This window comes from Roseibium aggregatum IAM 12614 (genome assembly GCF_000168975.1).
GTDB lineage: Bacteria > Pseudomonadota > Alphaproteobacteria > Rhizobiales > Stappiaceae > Roseibium > Roseibium aggregatum.
In genome coordinates, this window is sequence record NZ_AAUW01000007.1 from 120716 (window position 1) to 138019 (window position 17304).

Annotated in this window: 14 protein-coding genes; 5 read left to right on the forward strand and 9 right to left on the reverse strand. The window is 58.0% G+C overall.

Features of this window, described 5'->3' with window-relative positions; genetic code table 11:
* Window positions 1-193: 193 nt before the first annotated feature.
* The 4 genes from SIAM614_RS11200 to tpiA form a co-directional block, all read right to left on the reverse strand.
* Complete coding sequence (locus SIAM614_RS11200) at window positions 194-1015, reverse strand: VOC family protein (RefSeq protein ID WP_006934570.1); 822 nt, start codon at window positions 1013-1015, stop codon at window positions 194-196.
* 28 nt (window positions 1016-1043) lie between these two features.
* Window positions 1044-2672, reverse strand: a complete 1629-nt coding sequence (locus SIAM614_RS11205) for a CTP synthase (RefSeq protein ID WP_040439900.1) — start codon at window positions 2670-2672, stop codon at window positions 1044-1046.
* A 133-nt stretch (window positions 2673-2805) separates the two neighbouring features.
* On the reverse strand, window positions 2806-3189 hold the full coding sequence (gene secG, locus SIAM614_RS11210) for a preprotein translocase subunit SecG (RefSeq protein WP_006934575.1): 384 nt from the start codon (window positions 3187-3189) through the stop codon (window positions 2806-2808).
* 125 nt (window positions 3190-3314) lie between these two features.
* Window positions 3315-4073: a triose-phosphate isomerase gene (tpiA, locus tag SIAM614_RS11215; protein ID WP_040439979.1), complete on the reverse strand. Its 759-nt coding sequence runs from the start codon at window positions 4071-4073 to the stop codon at window positions 3315-3317.
* Window positions 4074-4304: 231 nt separating this feature from the next.
* On the opposite strand from tpiA, the gene SIAM614_RS11220 reads away from it, so the two are divergent.
* Genes SIAM614_RS11220 through SIAM614_RS11240 form a run of 5 tightly spaced genes read left to right on the forward strand, consistent with a single transcriptional unit; the run spans window position 4305 to window position 9775 of the window.
* Complete coding sequence (locus SIAM614_RS11220; RefSeq protein ID WP_006934577.1) at window positions 4305-6197, forward strand: SurA N-terminal domain-containing protein; 1893 nt, start codon at window positions 4305-4307, stop codon at window positions 6195-6197.
* 24 nt (window positions 6198-6221) lie between these two features.
* Complete coding sequence (trpD, locus tag SIAM614_RS11225; RefSeq protein WP_006934578.1) at window positions 6222-7235, forward strand: anthranilate phosphoribosyltransferase; 1014 nt, start codon at window positions 6222-6224, stop codon at window positions 7233-7235.
* A 3-nt stretch (window positions 7236-7238) separates the two neighbouring features.
* Window positions 7239-8051 (forward strand): indole-3-glycerol phosphate synthase TrpC, encoded by an 813-nt coding sequence (gene trpC, locus SIAM614_RS11230; RefSeq protein WP_006934579.1) that lies wholly within the window; start codon window positions 7239-7241, stop codon window positions 8049-8051.
* A gap of 6 nt (window positions 8052-8057) precedes the next feature.
* Window positions 8058-8570: a cyclic pyranopterin monophosphate synthase MoaC gene (gene moaC, locus SIAM614_RS11235; protein WP_006934580.1), complete on the forward strand. Its 513-nt coding sequence runs from the start codon at window positions 8058-8060 to the stop codon at window positions 8568-8570.
* A complete protein-coding gene (locus SIAM614_RS11240) occupies window positions 8570-9775 on the forward strand; it encodes a molybdopterin molybdotransferase MoeA (RefSeq protein ID WP_006934581.1) in 1206 nt (401 codons plus the stop codon). The genes moaC and SIAM614_RS11240 overlap by 1 nt, the downstream gene beginning before the upstream one ends.
* Before the next feature lie 131 nt (window positions 9776-9906).
* On the opposite strand, the gene SIAM614_RS11245 is transcribed toward SIAM614_RS11240, so the two are convergent.
* From SIAM614_RS11245 to SIAM614_RS11265, 5 genes are all read right to left on the reverse strand, one after another.
* Entirely contained in the window at window positions 9907-10704 is a 798-nt protein-coding gene (locus tag SIAM614_RS11245; protein WP_006934582.1) for an FAD binding domain-containing protein, read from the reverse strand.
* Window positions 10705-10777: 73 nt separating this feature from the next.
* A complete protein-coding gene (locus SIAM614_RS11250; RefSeq protein ID WP_006934583.1) occupies window positions 10778-13138 on the reverse strand; it encodes a xanthine dehydrogenase family protein molybdopterin-binding subunit in 2361 nt (786 codons plus the stop codon).
* Between the two features lie 217 nt (window positions 13139-13355).
* Window positions 13356-13847 (reverse strand): (2Fe-2S)-binding protein, encoded by a 492-nt coding sequence (locus tag SIAM614_RS11255; protein WP_040439901.1) that lies wholly within the window; start codon window positions 13845-13847, stop codon window positions 13356-13358.
* A 234-nt stretch (window positions 13848-14081) separates the two neighbouring features.
* A complete protein-coding gene (locus tag SIAM614_RS11260) occupies window positions 14082-14786 on the reverse strand; it encodes an SRPBCC family protein (protein WP_006934585.1) in 705 nt (234 codons plus the stop codon).
* 277 nt (window positions 14787-15063) lie between these two features.
* Entirely contained in the window at window positions 15064-17301 is a 2238-nt protein-coding gene (locus tag SIAM614_RS11265) for a bifunctional diguanylate cyclase/phosphodiesterase (RefSeq protein WP_208983958.1), read from the reverse strand.
* Between the last annotated feature and the right edge of the window lie 3 nt (window positions 17302-17304).

Consider the following 17304-nt stretch of genomic DNA (forward strand, 5'->3'; position numbering starts at 1 on the left):
AAACCGTGTGGTCTCGGGGGATTAATTACTCAACGTTTTCAAAGTCGGCGCAGCGTCACGCGTTTAGAGAGCCGGGAATGGCAATCTGGCGTTCAAGGAGCTGGAACGTTTGACGATGCGATAGACCTTGATGCGTCCCATGGCAATGAACGACACCCGATCATGCCTCGCGAGCAACGGCCTTCGGCAGGGATTATTGGGGGGACAGAATCAAGGTCAGCCCGTTCAAATGGTTCGCCGGGACTGTCTTTCGCTCAGCCAGACCCTTGCAGCCTATTTCCAGAGCCACGATTTGCGGCAGCGGTCCGGTAATCTGGGCAGCCGCGTCTGCCCCGACCAGAGACGCATAGGCCGACGGCGTCAGCACAGATATCGTACCGCGAGCTGTTTTCACTTCCAGACCGAGACTGGTTGCGCGCATTTCTCGCTGACCAGTAAACCCGCCAAAAAACTCGTGATGGTCTGACGGATCACCTGCGACGAGATAAACCGCCCTGACCGTCGACGCACCGTTGGCGTGGCTCTGAAAGGCATCTTTCCAGAAGTTCTGCGGAAACCTGTTACGGCACGTGAAGTAGCCTATCTCAGGAGCAAGCGGATCACTGAGGAATGTCAGATCGAAGGCGACCTGCACCTTGCTGCCGTCTGATAAATTGGCGGTGCGCTCAAAGGAAAACGGTTCGTAGAGTTTCAGTCCAGCTTTACGAAAATCGTCCCTGTCCTTCTGTGGATCCGCGCTGTCCAGCACCAGCATGCTGGTCCCTTCCCGCCTGGTCAGAAAATCTCGATTGAAGGCTCCGAACGAAAAAACCTCTTCAGAACCTTCGAAAATGAGATCCTGATCAGCGACACCCAGCAATTCCACGAAGAAACCGTCGAGCTGCACCAACCGGTTGGCAGTTCCCCAGGAATGCCGATTTTCAGGGGTAACCGTGAAACCGAGATCGCTCCAGGCCTGGCCCGCGGACTCCAGATCCTTGACCGCAACAACGATATGATCGAGCCCGCGAACCATGTTTCCTACCCCTTCCCGCTAAGGCCGATCAGACCAGACGGCCCTGATGGATCGCCGCGCTGATGAAGGATGCGAACAGCGGATGCGGATCGAATGGACGCGACTTCAGTTCTGGATGGTACTGAACGCCGACAAACCACGGATGATCCGCGATTTCGACTGTCTCCGGCAGAACACCGTCAGGCGATGTCCCGGCGAAGATCAGCCCGCATTTCTCGAGCTTGTCGCGATAACCGATATTGACTTCATACCGGTGACGATGACGCTCGGAAATGCTGGTCGTTCCGTAGATTTCAGCAATCTTCGAACCAGCCTTGAGCGCTGCGGGATACGCCCCAAGGCGCATCGTTCCGCCCAGATCGCCCTCTGCGTCACGCACTTCCTTGCTGTTGCCCTTTGTCCACTCGGTCATCAGGCCAACAACAGGTTCCTTCGCCGGACCGAACTCGGTTGAATTAGCATCCGCAATACCGGCAAGATTACGGGCAGCTTCGAGAACCGCCATCTGCATGCCGAAACAAATGCCGAAATAAGGGATCTTTCGGGTACGCGCGAAGTGCGCCGCTGCGATCTTGCCCTCGGCACCACGCTCCCCGAAACCTCCGGGAACCAGAATGCCGTGAACGCCTTCCAGATAGGGGCTCGGGTCTTCCTTCTCGAAGGTTTCCGATTCGATCCATTCCAGATTCACTTTGACCCGGTTTGCGATGCCGCCGTGGACCAGTGCCTCGATCAACGACTTGTAGGCATCCTTCAGAACCGTGTACTTGCCGACGATCGCAATCTTGACCTCGCCTTCCGGATTGGCAACCGCCTCCGAAATGCCATTCCAGCGGTCAAGAACCGGCGCCGGTGCGCCCTTTATGCCAAAGGCCGCCAGAACTTCGTCGTCCAGGCCTTCCTTGTGGTAGGCAATCGGCACATCGTAGATGGACTTCACGTCATAAGCCGGAATGACCGCACTTTCACGCACGTTACAGAACAGCGACAGCTTCCGTTTTTCCGTTTCCGGAATCGCGCGGTCGCAGCGGATCATCAGTATATCCGGCTGAATACCAATGGACCGCAGCTCCTTCACCGAGTGCTGTGTCGGCTTGGTCTTCATTTCGCCGGCACTTGGGATGTACGGCATCAAGGTCAGATGCACATAGACGACGTCGCCACGCGGAAGATCGTTGCCAAGCTGGCGGATCGCTTCGAAGAACGGCAGCCCCTCTATGTCGCCGACCGTGCCGCCGATCTCCACGAGGACGAAATCGTAGCCCTCGTTGCCGGTCAGAACGAAATTCTTGATTGCGTCGGTCACATGCGGAATGACCTGGACGGTTCCGCCCAGATAATCGCCGCGCCGTTCCTTGGCAATGATGTCCTGATAGATCCGTCCGGTGGTTATGTTGTCCTGCTGGTTGGCAGGACGGCCGGTGAACCGTTCGTAGTGGCCGAGATCGAGGTCTGTTTCCGCACCGTCATCGGTTACAAAGCATTCGCCATGCTGATACGGGCTCATGGTGCCCGGATCGACGTTCAGGTAGGGATCGAGTTTGCGGAGTCGGACCTTGTATCCACGTGCCTGGAGCAATGCGCCCAGTGCCGCAGAAGCAAGACCTTTTCCAAGCGAGGAGACCACGCCGCCAGTGATGAAAATATATCGCGCCATGGACCAATACCATATCCTTGCCGAGGGCGCCTTGGCCACTCGGGAGTTGCGTTCTCAACACATAAAAATGCCCTGCGAGATAAGCCGCAGGGCATATGTCGGGTGAATGGGCCAAAAGGCCCGTTTGGCCGCCTTACTGTGCGGCCGGGACTTGAGGTCCTGAAGGTTGTTGCTGATTGAGCTGTTTCAGCGAATCGAGAACACCACCTGAACCGCCTTCGGTCGTGCCGTCCGTCGTGGCCGGCACTTCCTGGGTCGCCGTCGGCACGGCATCAAGAATCGAACCAGGGCGGTCCTGATTCTTGGCGATCAGGCTAAGGGTCAGGGAAGTAGCAAAGAAAGCCACTGCCAAAACAGCAGTCGCGCGCGTCAGAATGTTCGCAGTTCCACGGCTGGACATCAGACCACCGCCCCCGCCACCAATGCCAAGCGCGCCGCCTTCGGAACGCTGCAGGAGGACAACAAGCACAAGGGCCAGGACGACCATCAAGTGGATTACGATGACTACGGTTTCCATCGAACGCCATTCTTCATTGAATTCAAGATTGGCGGCCTTCTACACCAGACGCCGCCAGCTTTCCACCCTTCAATTGCGCCTTCGTCACAGAACCTTCAAGGCCGGGCACAATATAAACGGTGCTGTCAAGAATAAGCCGCCAGGATGCCGAGGAAGTCGTCAGCCTTCAAACTGGCCCCGCCAACCAGCGCTCCATCGACATTGGCAACCGCCATCAACTCGCGTGCGTTGGCCGGTTTTACCGAACCGCCGTAGAGAAGACGCACGGATGCTCCTTCAGAGCCGAACCTTGCGGAAAGGTTGTCCCGCATGGCCTTGTGCATTTCTTCCACGTCGCCTGTCGTCGGCGTCAGGCCTGTGCCGATCGCCCAGACAGGTTCGTAAGCAATGACGCAATTTTCGGCGGTCGCTCTGTCCGGCACGGACCCGTTCAACTGACGCTCGACAATTGCGAGCGCCTGCCCTGCCTTCCGTTCAGCTTCCGTTTCCCCGACGCAAATGATGGCGACAAGGCCTGCCCGCCAGGCGGCGCGGGCCTTCTCATTGACATCGACATCGGTTTCGCCGTGATCGGTCCGGCGCTCGGAATGGCCGACGATGACAGCTTTTGCGCCGGCGTCCGCGAGCATTTCAGCGGAAATATCACCTGTATGGGCACCCGAAACGGCAGTATGGCAATCCTGGCCGCCCACTGACAAAACGCCATTTCCCGCCTTCTCGGCAATTGCAGCAATCAGCGTTGCAGGCGCGCAGATCATCGCATCGACCGAATCCGCCAGGTCGTCGCCGATCCCGGCGATCATCTTGTAGATTTCAGCCTGGTTTGCCTTCAGGCCGTTCATTTTCCAGTTACCGGCCACCAGCGGCTTGATCGCTGCGCTCATATTCAGTTTCTCCCGCGGCATGATCCAAGATTTGCCGCCTATAGAGCAGAAGCGCCCAAGCGTTGCAATCACCCTGAGGACGGGAAAACCCAAATCGCTTCCGAAGTTTGTAAAAGGCTGCCTTGCGGCGGCGCCGCCGCGTCTTTATGATCCGCCCGCTCCGGCCAAGGCCGGTCCTGAATTCAGCCGGCAATACCGGCTGCCGGAAAGAAGAAGATTACGGGAGTCGTCATGCTTGACGCGCTGCGCAAGGGCGCTGGCACCTGGGTTGCCAAACTGTTTATTGCTCTGTTGATCATGAGCTTCGCCGTCTGGGGCATTAGCGGTTTTCTGACCGGTGTCGGACAGAACACTGCTGCGAAGGTCGGTGACACGGAAGTCTCCCTGTTCGACTTCGATAGGGCCTACAGGCAAGACTTGGGGCGGCTGGCACAACAATTCGGCCGCCAGTTGACACCGGCAGAAGGTGCAGCTCTCGGTGTGCCGCAACAAACGCTCGGCAAACTTGTTGCCGAAGCGGCCATGAACAACACGGCACAGAACATGAAGCTGGGTGTCTCTGACGAACGTCTGGCGACGATCATCCAGAGCGACCCCGCGTTCCAGGGACCCGGCGGACGGTACGACAAGAACCGGCTGCAACAGGTTCTCAGGGCAAGTGGTTACCGGGAAGACGAATATGTCGTCGAACGCCGCAAGGTTGCCGAGCGTGCACAGCTTGCGGAAGGTATTGCCGGAAGCATGAAGGCACCGATGACCTATCTGGAAGTGCTGGACACCTATCAGGGAGAAACGCGCAGCGCCGATTACCTGATGGTCACACCGGAATTCATCGGAGAGATAGAGGATCCCGCCGAAGACGTTCTGACGACCTACTTCGAAGAGAAGAAGGAAGACTTCCGAGCTCCCGAGTTCCGTGAAATCAAATATGTCACCCTGACACCAGCTTCGCTGGCCCGTCCGGACGACATCTCCGATGACGACGCGCGCGCAGAATACGAACGGCGGTCGGAAGATTTCTTCCAACCCGAACGGCGCAAGATCCGTCAGATGTCATTCCCGTCTCAGCAAGCTGCGGAAGAAGCGGCTCAGGAACTTGCAAACGGCAAGACTTTCGACGAGCTCATGGGCGAACGGAATCTGACCGACAACGACGTCACTCTGGGCGTTATGGCAAAAGCCGATTTTCTGGATGAAGCCATTGGCGACGCGGCGTTCAGCCAGGAAGAAGGCGCAACGAGCGGCGCGGTTGAGGGCCGTTTCTCGACAGTCATTGTCAATGTCGAGGAAATCCTTCCGGAAAGCACCAAACCTTTTGAGGACGTGAAGGACGAGATCGTCCAGAGCCTCGCCAAGGAACAGGCTGAACGGGAAATTCTCGATCTTCTTGATGAAGTCGAGGACGCCCGTGCAGGCGGAGCTCTGCTGGATGAAGTCGGTGAACGCTTCTCGCTGACTGTGGAAACACCGGCCGCTTTTGACGCTTCCGGAAACGGGGAAGACGGAAAGCCCGCTGCCCTGCCCGAAGCCGAAGGCCTGGTGGCTGGCACTTTCGACAGCGATATCGGTATCGAGAACGACGTTCTTCAGTTCGGAGAACAGGGTTTTCTCTGGTACGACGTTGTCAAGGTCATCCCGTCGCGCGAACGCACGCTCGACGAAGTCCGGGCAGACGTGATCGCAGCCTGGAAAAAGGATGAACTTGCAAAACGCTTGAGCGATACCGCAGCGGACCTTCTGGCCAAAACGGAAGGCGGGACGCCGTTCATCGCCCTTTCAGCGGAAACCGGACTTGAAGTGAAATCTGCCACTGAGTTGAAGCGCAACACACCTGCCGGTGACTTTGGCCGGGATGCGGTATCGGCTGTCTTCAGCGGCCCCATCGGAACGACCGCAATCGCCGAAGCCAATGACGGAGAAGGCCGTGTCGTGCTGAAAGTCACCGGTTCGAACGTCCCGGAATTCCAGAAAGATGCGCCGCAGGTTGCGGCCCTCGGGCAGCAGCTTTCCCAGCAGATTCAGGATACGTTGCTCGGCCAGTTCATTTCCGACCGGGAAACCAAGGCAGGCGTTGAGATAAACAATGCTGGGATTGCCCAGATGATCGGGCTGGACCAGAACTGATCCATTTGAAAGTGGAATGACGACATGAGCACATTCAAGGACTTCATAGGCAAGGTTTCTGACGGCCATTCCTTGAGCCCCGAAGAAGCCCGCGAAGCCTTTGAGGTGATCTTGTCGGGCTCTGCAACACCGTCTCAGCTTGGCGGCTTTCTGATGGCGTTGCGTGTGCGCGGCGAAAGCATCGCCGAGGTGACCGGCGCTGTCGCGACCATGCGGTCCAAGATGATCCCGGTGAAGGCCCCGGCCAACGCCATCGATATCGTGGGAACTGGCGGCGACAATTCCGGCAGCTACAACATCTCCACCTGCACCGCACTGGTTGTCGCAGGTTGCGGTGTGCCGGTGGCAAAACACGGCAACAGGTCGCTGTCTTCCAAGTCCGGCGCGGCGGAAGCGCTCGCCGAACTTGGCGTCAACATCGATATCGATGCCAAGAAGATTTCTGACTGCATAAACAGGGCGGGAATCGGTTTCATGTTTGCGCCACTACACCATGCCGCCATGAAGCATGTGGGGCCAACTCGCATGGAACTTGGAACACGCACCATCTTCAATCTGCTCGGCCCGCTGACCAATCCTGCGGGCGTAAAACGCCAGATGGTAGGTGTCTTTGCCCGCAAATGGGTAGAGCCTCTGGCAGAAGCCCTTCGTGAACTTGGCTCGGAAAAAGCCTGGGTGGTCCACGGCTCTGACGGTATGGACGAAATCACCACGACAGGGCCTACATTCGTCAGCGAGCTCAGCAACGAGACGATCCGTTCCTTCGAAATTTCTCCGGAAGACGTTGGTCTTGCCGTTTCCGATCCGAAAGATCTCAAGGGCGGGCTACCTTCCGAAAATGCGAAAGCCCTGCGCGACGTTCTTGCCGGGGCTCAAAACGCCTACCGTGATGTGGTTCTGTTCAATGCGGCAGCTTCGCTGCTGGTGGCAGACAAGGTGCAAACCTTGGAGGACGGTGTAGAGATGGCGGCTCAATCCATTGACAGCGGCTCGGCAGCCGACACACTGGAAAAGCTGGTTGCAGCGTCGAACGGATAAGAAATGGCTGATATTCTTCAAAAAATCGAAGCCTACAAGCGAGAGGAAATCGCCGCAGCCAAGGTCTCTGTGTCGCTTGACGATCTCAAGTCGCGCATAAGTGACGTGAGCGCTCCGCGAGGGTTCCTCAAGGCGATCGAAAGCAAACACGCCGCAGGCGAATACGCCCTTATTGCGGAAATCAAGAAGGCCAGCCCCTCGAAGGGGCTCATCCGCGAGGATTTCGATCCGCCGCTTCTGGCCAAGGCTTATGAAGAAGGCGGCGCAGCTTGTCTCTCCGTGTTGACGGACGCGCCATCCTTTCAGGGAAAACCTGAGTTTCTGACTGCCGCACGTGACGCAGTAGCCCTGCCCGCGCTGCGCAAGGACTTCCTCTATGATCCATACCAGGTGTATGAAGCCAGAGCCTGGGGTGGTGATTGCATCTTGATCATTCTGGCCGCCGTCGATGACGACATGGCCAAAAAGCTGGAAGACACCGCGTTCGAACTCGGAATGGATGTCTTGCTCGAAGTGCATAACGCTGAAGAGCTGGAGCGTGCTCTCAAGTTGTCTTCCCGTCTGCTCGGCATCAACAACCGAAATCTCAAAACCTTCGAGACCAAACTGGAAACCAGTGAAGAACTCGCGCCCGGAATTCCGGACGACAGGATCATTGTCGGAGAAAGCGGACTGTTCACCCCGGCAGATCTCTCCCGCATGAACAAGGTTGGCATTTCGACCTTCCTGATCGGCGAAAGCCTGATGCGCCAGCAAGATGTTGCGTCAGCCACCAGAACGCTTCTCGCCCGCCCGGCACTCTCCGAAGCGGTTTAGGCGGACATGACCGATCAGGACCCAAAACTGACTCATCTGGATGCGGCAGGGTCTGCCAACATGGTGGACGTCTCCGAAAAGTCGGTTACGCATCGGATTGCCGTTGCGCGCGGGACCGTCACCATGCGCCCTGAAACGCTGGATGTCATCCGCTCCGGCAACGCCAAAAAAGGCGACGTCATCGGCACGGCCCGGATAGCCGGTATTCTGGCGGCCAAAAAAACGCACGAGCTGATCCCGCTCTGCCATCCGCTGATGTTGTCAAAGGTCTCCATCGACATTGACCCGGACGACGCTCTGCCCGGCCTGGTGGTCACGGCGACAACCAAGGTCAGCGGACAGACCGGTGTCGAAATGGAAGCCTTGACCGCCTGCTCCCTCGCCTGCCTGACAATCTACGATATGGCCAAGGCCGTCGACAGGGGCATGGTCATCGGCGATATCCGCCTTGTCGAAAAGTCCGGAGGCAAGTCCGGCCACTGGACACTCGACAAAGACGGCAGCTTGGGTGGCACCTGATGAGCCTGATGCCTGTCTCGGAAGCATTGGCGAAGCTGCTTTGCGCGGTGGAGCCCCTGGAAACGGAGTTCGTTTCGCTTGAGAACGCCAACGGCAGGTACCTGTCCGAGCCTCTTGTCTCCACGCGTACGCAACCGCCGTTCGCTGCCTCTGCGATGGACGGATACGCCATTCGTCACGATGACCTGACAGCCGATGGCACCACCTTGACCATTATTGGCGAGGCACCTGCCGGCCATGGATACTCCGGAACGGTTGGTGCGGGCGAAACGGTAAGGATCTTTACCGGGGCACCGGTACCGGCCGGGGCAGACACCATCCTGATACAGGAAGACGCGGCGCGTGACGGCGAGCAGATAACGGTTTTGGAAAACCCTGCCAAAGGCGCATATGTGCGACCTGCCGGGCTGGATTTCGCGGAAGGTGACGTGCTTCTAAAGCCGCCGCTAAAACTTGCCTACAGGCACCTTGCCCTCGCCGCTGCCATGAACCACGCGCTGCTGCCCGTACATCGTCGCCCAAAGGTCGCAATCCTGGCAACCGGTGACGAACTCGTTCGACCGGGGACGGAACCAGGACCAGATCAGATCATCGCTTCGAACCACGCCGGAATCGCGGCTCTGGTCGAAGATTGTGGCGGTGAACCGCTGGATCTTGGAATATCGCCCGACGAGCCGGTAGCGCTCGCAAACCACGTAAGGCGCGCAATCAGGGAAAAGGCAGATATCCTGGTTACTCTCGGCGGCGCATCGGTTGGCGACCATGATCTCGTTCAGGACATTCTTGGACAGGAAGGCATGGATCTGGCGTTCTGGCGAATTGCAATGCGTCCGGGAAAACCGTTGATGGCCGGCCGACTTGGCGGCACCAAGGTGCTCGGTCTGCCGGGAAACCCGGTTTCCAGCCTTGTCTGCGGCCTGCTCTTCCTGAAACCCCTCATTGAGGCGATGCTCGGCCAGACGCAGGAAAGCTCCGCCCCGCAACGCGCCACCCTGGCAGGCCCCCTTCCAGAAAACGACCGCAGGCAGGACTATGTCCGGGCAACGCTTTCGACGGCGGAAGACGGCCAGCTCTTGGTAACGCCCTTTTCCCGGCAGGACAGTTCCATGCTGAACCTCCTGGCGAAATCCGGCGCACTCGTGGTCCGTCCGCCCCATGCACCGGCGCTGGAAGCTGGAGCCGAAGTGCCTATTCTGGTTCTCTGAAAAAACCTCAACCTGCAGAGCGACAGTGCCCGTTCCGGTCCGGATGCAGGAACAGACATCAAGCCACCCCGACAAGCAAAACCCGGCCGAGTGCCGGCCGGGTTTTCATTCTCTGGTCAGATCGACGTCCGTTAAGCCTTCTGGACAGCCCGCTTTGCCATGACGGTTACAAGGTTCGCGCGATACGCCGCGGATCCGTGAATGTCGGACAGAAGATCGTTTGCATCTGGCGCAATACCGGCGACTGCATCTGGTGAGAAATTGCCGGCAAGTGCCGTTTCCATGTCAGACATGCGGAACACGCCGTTCTGCCCGGCCCCTGTCACGGCAACCTTTACAGAACCATCGCTGCCCTTGGCGACGAAAACGCCTGCCATGGCATAACGCGATGCCGGGTTAGGGTACTTGGCATAAGCACTGGCGGCAGCCCCCGGAAACTTGACGGCGACGACGATTTCATCTTCATCGAGCGCGGTTTCGAACATGCCCGTGAAGAAGTCTTCCGCAGCCAGCTCCCGTTTGCTGGTGACAACGGTCGCCCCAAGGGCTACCAGCGCGGCAGGATAGTCTGCGGCAGGATCATTGTTCGCAATCGACCCGCCAATGGTGCCCATGTGACGAACCGCGGGGTCGCCAATACCGCCGGCAAGAGAAGCCAGCCCAGGAAGCTTCTGCTTCACCAGATCGGACGTTGAGACCTCGAAATGGGTCGTCGCTGCGCCGATGGTCACTCCGTCACCGTTGGCGCTGATCCCCTTCATGTCCGCAATCTTGGTGACATCGACCAGATCGCTGGGGGCGGCAAGCCGCTGTTTCATGGTTGGCAGCAATGTCTGGCCGCCACCAAGGAACTTGCCGTCATCGGCATTGGCCATCAGTGAAGCGGCTTCCGATACCGATCCGGCCTTGTGATACGTTGTTTCATACATGCTGGGTCTCCCCGGATTTAAAACGTGTGCAATGGCGGGCGGGTTACCCCGCCCGTAAATCCCGATCTTGGCGTTATTCGGCCGCCTGCTTCAGACCTGCGTGGTAAAGCGCCCAGACCTTTTCCGGAGACGCGGGCATCGACAGGTTGTTGTCCCCGATCGCGTCCGTAATGGCGTTGATGACAGCCGGCGGAGAACCGATGGCACCGGCTTCGCCGCAGCCCTTCATGCCAAGCGGATTGCCCGGGCATGCCGTGACATGTGTCGACAGGTTGTAGGACGGTACGTCATCGGCTCGCGGCATGCAGTAATCCATGTAGGACGCTGTCAGAAGCTGGCCGTTTTCGTCGTAGGACGCATTTTCCAGCAATGCCTGACCGATGCCCTGCGTGATGCCGCCATGCACCTGACCTTCAACGATCATCGGGTTGATGATGTTGCCGAAATCGTCAGCCGCGACGAAGTTGACAACTTCCGTCTTGCCCGTATCCGGATCCACTTCGACTTCGCAGACATAGGTACCTGCCGGGAAGGTGAAGTTGGTCGGATCGTAGAAGGCGCCTTCCTTCAGGCCCGGCTCCATGCCTTCCGGCAGGTTGTGCGCCGTGTAGGCCGCAAGAGCCACCTCGGTGAAAGTCAACTTCTTGTCGGTACCGGCTACTTTCAGCTCGCCGCCCTCGATCTGGATGTCGCCTTCCGAGGCTTCCATCAGGTGAGCTGCGATCTTCTTCGCCTTGGCTTCAACCTTGTCGAGCGCCTTGACGATTGCAGACATGCCGACCGCGCCGGAACGCGAACCGTAAGTCCCCATGCCGAACTGAACCTTGTCGGTATCGCCATGCACGATGGATACCGCATTGGTATCCAGGCCAAAACGTTCGCTGATGAGCTGGGCAAACGTGGTCTCGTGTCCCTGACCATGGCTGTGAGAGCCGGTCAGAACCTCAATCGACCCGACGGGATTGACCCGCACTTCGGCAGATTCCCAAAGACCGACACCGGCCCCAAGCGAACCAACCGCAGCAGACGGTGCAATGCCGCACGCCTCGATGTAGCAGGACAAACCGATACCGCGAAGCTTGCCGCGGGAAGCAGCTTCCGCCTTGCGGGCAGCAAAGCCATCATAATCCGCGGCCTTCAGCGCTGCGTCCAGCGTTGCGTCATAATCACCTGCGTCGTAGCACATGATCACCGGTGTTTGATGAGGGAACGAACGTATGAAGTTCTTGCGGCGGAACTCAGCCGGCGACAAGCCAACTTCACGGGCTGCCGTCTCCATGATCCGCTCCAGAAGATAGGTCGCCTCCGGCCGGCCGGCACCGCGATAGGCGTCCACCGGTGTGGTGTTGGTGTATACCGTCTTCACATTGGCGTGGATCGCCGGAATGTCGTACTGACCCGACAGCAGCGTGGCGTAGAGATAGGTCGGCACGGACGACGAGAACAATGACATGTAAGCGCCGAGATTGGCGACGGTCTTGACCCTGAGGCCAAGGATCTTGTTATCGGCATCAAGCGCGAGTTCCGCTTCCGACCGGTGGTCGCGGCCATGTGCATCCGTCAGAAACGCTTCGGTCCGGTCAGACACCCACTTGATCGGGCGGCCGACACGTTTGGATGCCCACAGGCAGACCATTTCTTCCGGGTAGATGTAGATCTTCGAACCAAAGCCACCGCCGACATCAGGTGCGATCACGCGCAACTTGTTTTCAGGGGCAACGTTGTAGAAGGCCGACAACACCAGCCTGGCCACATGCGGGTTCTGCGAAGTGGTGTAGAGCGTGTAATGCTCCTCAGCCGCATCGTATCCGGCAAGGGCTGCACGCGGCTCCATCGCGTTCGGAACGAGGCGGTTGTTGTGGATTTCCATGCGCGTGACATGGGCCGCCTTTTCAAAGGCTGCGTTTGTGGCAGCCTCATCGCCGATTTCCCAATCGTAGATCAGGTTTCCTTCAGCCTCCGGATGGATCTGGGGTGCACCAGCCTCAAGCGCCGCCAGCGGATCGATGACAGCAGGCAGTTCCTCATAGTCGACGACCACCGCATCGGCCGCATCGCGCGCCTGAGCCTGCGTATCGGCCACGACCACGGCAACTGCCTGGCCAACATGGCGGACGATTTCCGGCTCAAGGGCACGCCAGCCCCCCATCTTCATGGGCGAACCATCCTTGGAATGGATCATCCAGCCGCAGATCAGGTTGCCGATGCCGTTACCGACGAGCTGGTCGCCCGTCAGAACCGCGTCCACACCTGGCATTTCCAGAGCAGCGCTGGCGTCAATGCCCTTGACCTTTGCGTGTGCATGCGGCGAGCGAACGAAGGCGGCATAGCCCATGCCCGGCATGGTCATATCGTCGGTGTATTTGCCTTTGCCGGTAATGAAGCGCTTGTCTTCCTTACGCAGGGCACGAGCGCCAATCCCCTCAACTGCCATTTCTTCTCTCCCGAATATCTGCTCCGGCTCCGCCAGTACCGGACATCCTCCACACGCCGGACAATCCGGCTGCTGCTGTCAGGCAGCTATCTCTCAAGACCCGGCGGTCAATCCGAAGATGCCTGTTCCTCCCGGCATCACGTTCGGTTGATTGGTCTTGTCGTCCTGCTGCGCGAACGGATCCGCGCATCACATTTTGGGAGTTCGGCCCGTGCCGTTACTCGGCAGCTTGAGCCATGCCGGCCATTTGATCGGAGGCGGCTTTGATTGCCTTGACGATGTTGTGGTAGCCAGTGCAGCGGCAGATGTTGCCTTCCAGCTCGTGGCGGATGGTCGCCTCATCGAGGTTGCCTGCACCGTGACGGTTGATCATGTCGACGGCCGTCATGATCATGCCAGGGGTACAGAAACCGCACTGAAGCCCGTGATGTTCACGGAAGGCGGCCTGAACAGGATGCAGGTTGTCAGCCGTGCCGATCCCTTCCAGCGTCACCACGTCCGCGCCATCGGCCTGGGCTGCCAGCATGGTGCAGGATTTAACGGCCTTGCCGTTGACATGCACAACACAGGCCCCGCATTGCGAGGTGTCGCAGCCGACGTGCGTGCCAGTCAACCCGCGCACATCCCGGATAAACGATACGAGCAGCGTCCGGTCTTCGACATCAGCCGAAACCGTCTTGCCGTTCAATACCATCGATACTTTCGACATGAATTCCTCTCCCTCATGAAAATCCCTGAGCCGTGACTCTCGAGACCTCCTATCTGCAAGCAATGACAGACAAGCTCTTCCGAAAGTCCGGTCCAGACCAGCGAATGGAAAAACAATCTGATCGGATTGTTCCTCACTGACCCAATTTCCCGGCTTGTCACCGTGTTTTGTGCTGGGGCTCTGGCGCGTCCTGAATTGTCAGAGCCCGATCATTTCAAGATTTATACGGCCCGGTCAACTTGCAAGTGCAAGCACGACAATCACGGCTGCGAGCAACACGAGCCCCCAGACCATGGGGCCGCCGAAAACGTTGCGTCCTGCGGCTGCTTCAATATTTTGTTCCGCCTGGTGGATTTTTTCCTCAACCGCATGCTCTGCATCCTCGATTGCATGCATGACTTCGCCGGGAGCTTCCTCAATCGCGATCCGCTTGGCTTCTTCCGCCACTCCCGGATCCAGATCGTCACTTGCAGCGGCTGCAGGTTCATCCTGTCCGGCCGGTGACCCCACCATCTCGGAAAACTTCGTGAAGAATTCTTCCGCCATTTTCTTGGCGGTGGAATCGATCAGCCGGCTGCCGAGCTGGGCAAGTTTGCCGCCGACCTGTGCCTTGGCTTCGTAGGTAAGGATTGTCTCGTCACCCTCCTCCGTCAGCTTCACATCCGCGGAGCCTTTGGCGAAACCGGCGACGCCGCCCTTGCCTTCTCCGGTTATCGTATAGCTTTCCGGGGGGTTCATGTTTTCAAGGGTAACTTCCCCTTTGAACTTTGCTTTGACAGGCCCGATTTTCGATGTGACCGCAGCGGTCATTTCGGTGTCCGAGGTCTTTTCGAGGCTTTCGCAGCCAGGAATGCAGGCCCGAAGGACGTCCGGATCGTTCAAGGCTTGCCAGACGGTTTCCCGTTTGGCCGGGATCCGGCGGGAGCCGCTCATATCCATGTGTTTTCTCCCCAAGTCGCGCTTTGGCGCGTTTTTGCAAAGGTCCAGTCGGCATTCAACGCGATTGGAGCGTTCGTCGCAAACACGTTTTCCCGCATGAGAGCGTGTTTCGTACAAATTTTCAATCGCTTATCTGAACAGAATTGCAGAACACAATTCCGGGAAGCTCATGTGTGACCCCGCCAGCATATGAACTGGCCGGCGCAGTCTGCGCCGTTGAAACGTTCTAGTCCTGACAGTTCCGGCCAGATTTGAACAAGCCGTCTGGCAATCCATTTTAACCGAAGGCGACGCCTGGTTCGACGGTTTTCTGGATGAACCCGGTCAGATCACTGGCCGCCAAAGGCTTGGCGTAGAGATATCCTTGCAGGTAGTCACACTGAAGCTCCTGCATGATGTCTCTCTGGGCAACCGTTTCGACACCTTCGGCGGTGACATTCAGATCCAACGCCTGCGCAACGGCGATGATCGATTTCACAACGGCATGCGCGTCGGCGTCCTGATCCATGTTCATGGTGAAGCTTCGATCGATCTTGATACCGTCCACGGGCAGTTTGCGAAGATAACTGAACGAGGAATACCCTGTACCGAAATCGTCAATGACAACACGCGCACCTTTGTCACGGAGCCACGTGAGCAAGGCCAGTGTCACCCGATCATTGCTCAAGAACAGCCCTTCCGTCACCTCGAAAACCAGGCGATCTAGCGGCAACCCGGCGGCAGTCACCGCATCCTCGATATCTTTGTAAAGCCGATTGGCCTGAACCTGCTTGGGAGACAGGTTCACATTCAATCGAACGTCATCGGATATCCCGGTCAAGTTGCTGAATTCGGCAAACGATGTCTTGAACATCCATGCGCCGATTTCGGTAATGAGACCGCTGGCTTCGGCGGCTTCGATCATGCGTGCCGTATTGAGGAAGGTCCCGTTTGGCGTGCGGAAACGCATCAGGGCTTCAAACGACGCCAGACTTTCGTCCCGGGCCCGCATGATGGGCTGATAGCTCAGCGAGAACTTCGTCTGATTGCTGGAACCGGTCAGGAGCGAGGCGAGCCGCAGACGCTCGAAGGCCGCTTCCTGCATCAACGGATGAAAGACAGCGTGATTCGTCACGCCCTTCTGCCTCACGTCGTTGAGTGCGATGGAAGCAAAACGAACGAGTTGTTCCGCGCTCTGAGCTTCCGTATCGGTTGACGCGAAACCCAACCGAAGCCGCAGGCTGATCTGATTGTCCTCCAGCGTGATCGGTTGCTGAAAGGCATCCTCGACGCGAGCAACCACATCCTGAATGGTGTTCCCCTCGCCGCCTTTAAGAAGGATCAGAAACTCGTCCTTTTCCTTCCGGGCAATGGTGAGCGCATCCGGGAACGTCTGCGACAGGCGGTGGCCGGTCCGCTTCAGAACTGCGCCTGCCTTTTCGTCACCAATCCCATCGACAATGACCCGAAAGCGATGGATGTCGCAATGGACGACCAGAAGCTTCGATCCATTGGCCGCGTGCCGCTGAAAGGTTTCGAGAAACCCTGAAAAGGTCGACAGGCCGGTGACGCGATCGACATAGGCCAGGTTACGGATATGCTCCAACAGACCGGTTTTCTCATATCCGAGCGCAACATTGGAAACGAAGAGTTGCACCACTTCGGAGCCAACGAGCTCTTCGAGAAGTTCCTCGGAAATGCCAAGATAGAGCGCGCCTGTCATGCCATTGCGGGTAATGAGCGGCAGCGCCAGTCCTTTGGGCGACGCACACGTCGCCTGGCTTTCGACACATCCTGAGACCGCGTTGCGGATGGCGTCATCACTGATGACTTCCACCGGCAGGTCGATCTTGTCTTCGAAGTTTCCGGTGGCGGCCAATACCCGGATGTTGGACTTGTCGAACGAGCCGTAGTCCGGAAGCGTCTCCAGACCGCACAAAAGACTATCGACAGGCTGACCGACCAGAACCGTAAAATGCTTCAATACGGCGGCGGCAAATTCACTCAGAGCGTTCTTTTCGACAATCGCAGCAAAATGCTCGTTCAACTGCTTGAGCTTCTTGCGATTGGTCTCAAGCGACATGACCAGTTTGTAGCCACGCAGACCGGTAACAATTGCCGTGATCAGCTTAGTTCGAGACAGCTCGGCTTTTTCGGTATAGCCGTCGATATCGAACTTCATGATCACGTCGGTCTGCGGTGCATATCCGGGCTGACCCGTACGCAGGATCAGCCGCGTGAAACGATTGCCGAGTTCCGAACGGATCCAGCTCACGAGCCCAAGACCGGCCGTGTCGCTTTCCATGACAACATCGACAAGCGCCACGGCGATATCCGCGTGCTTTAACAGGATTTGCCGGGCTTCCTGGGCAGAAAGGGCATGCAGCAGTTCAAACGGGCGGTTTTCGAACACGCATCCGCCAACAGCGATCTTGGTGACCTCATGCACATCGGGATCGTCATCGACAATCAGGATCTTCCAGGGCGCCTTGGCAGGCTTCTTCACTTCCGGCGCTGAAGGGGCAAGAAAGTCCATCAC

What these genes read in the sequence shown, in the direction of transcription:
- SIAM614_RS11200 (WP_006934570.1), bottom strand. Translation starts at nt 1,015, where the DNA reads ATGGTTCGCGGGCTCGATCATATCGTTGTTGCGGTCAAGGATCTGGAG.
- trpD (WP_006934578.1), top strand. Translation starts at nt 6,222, where the DNA reads ATGAGCACATTCAAGGACTTCATAGGCAAGGTTTCTGACGGCCATTCC.
- SIAM614_RS11245 (WP_006934582.1), bottom strand. Translation starts at nt 10,704, where the DNA reads ATGTATGAAACAACGTATCACAAGGCCGGATCGGTATCGGAAGCCGCT.
- SIAM614_RS11265 (WP_208983958.1), bottom strand. Translation starts at nt 17,301, where the DNA reads ATGGACTTTCTTGCCCCTTCAGCGCCGGAAGTGAAGAAGCCTGCCAAG.
- SIAM614_RS11255 (WP_040439901.1), bottom strand. Translation starts at nt 13,847, where the DNA reads ATGTCGAAAGTATCGATGGTATTGAACGGCAAGACGGTTTCGGCTGAT.
- trpC (WP_006934579.1), top strand. Translation starts at nt 7,239, where the DNA reads ATGGCTGATATTCTTCAAAAAATCGAAGCCTACAAGCGAGAGGAAATC.
- SIAM614_RS11260 (WP_006934585.1), bottom strand. Translation starts at nt 14,786, where the DNA reads ATGGATATGAGCGGCTCCCGCCGGATCCCGGCCAAACGGGAAACCGTC.
- moaC (WP_006934580.1), top strand. Translation starts at nt 8,058, where the DNA reads ATGACCGATCAGGACCCAAAACTGACTCATCTGGATGCGGCAGGGTCT.
- tpiA (WP_040439979.1), bottom strand. Translation starts at nt 4,073, where the DNA reads ATGAGCGCAGCGATCAAGCCGCTGGTGGCCGGTAACTGGAAAATGAAC.
- SIAM614_RS11205 (WP_040439900.1), bottom strand. Translation starts at nt 2,672, where the DNA reads ATGGCGCGATATATTTTCATCACTGGCGGCGTGGTCTCCTCGCTTGGA.
- secG (WP_006934575.1), bottom strand. Translation starts at nt 3,189, where the DNA reads ATGGAAACCGTAGTCATCGTAATCCACTTGATGGTCGTCCTGGCCCTT.
- SIAM614_RS11240 (WP_006934581.1), top strand. Translation starts at nt 8,570, where the DNA reads ATGAGCCTGATGCCTGTCTCGGAAGCATTGGCGAAGCTGCTTTGCGCG.
- SIAM614_RS11250 (WP_006934583.1), bottom strand. Translation starts at nt 13,138, where the DNA reads ATGGCAGTTGAGGGGATTGGCGCTCGTGCCCTGCGTAAGGAAGACAAG.
- SIAM614_RS11220 (WP_006934577.1), top strand. Translation starts at nt 4,305, where the DNA reads ATGCTTGACGCGCTGCGCAAGGGCGCTGGCACCTGGGTTGCCAAACTG.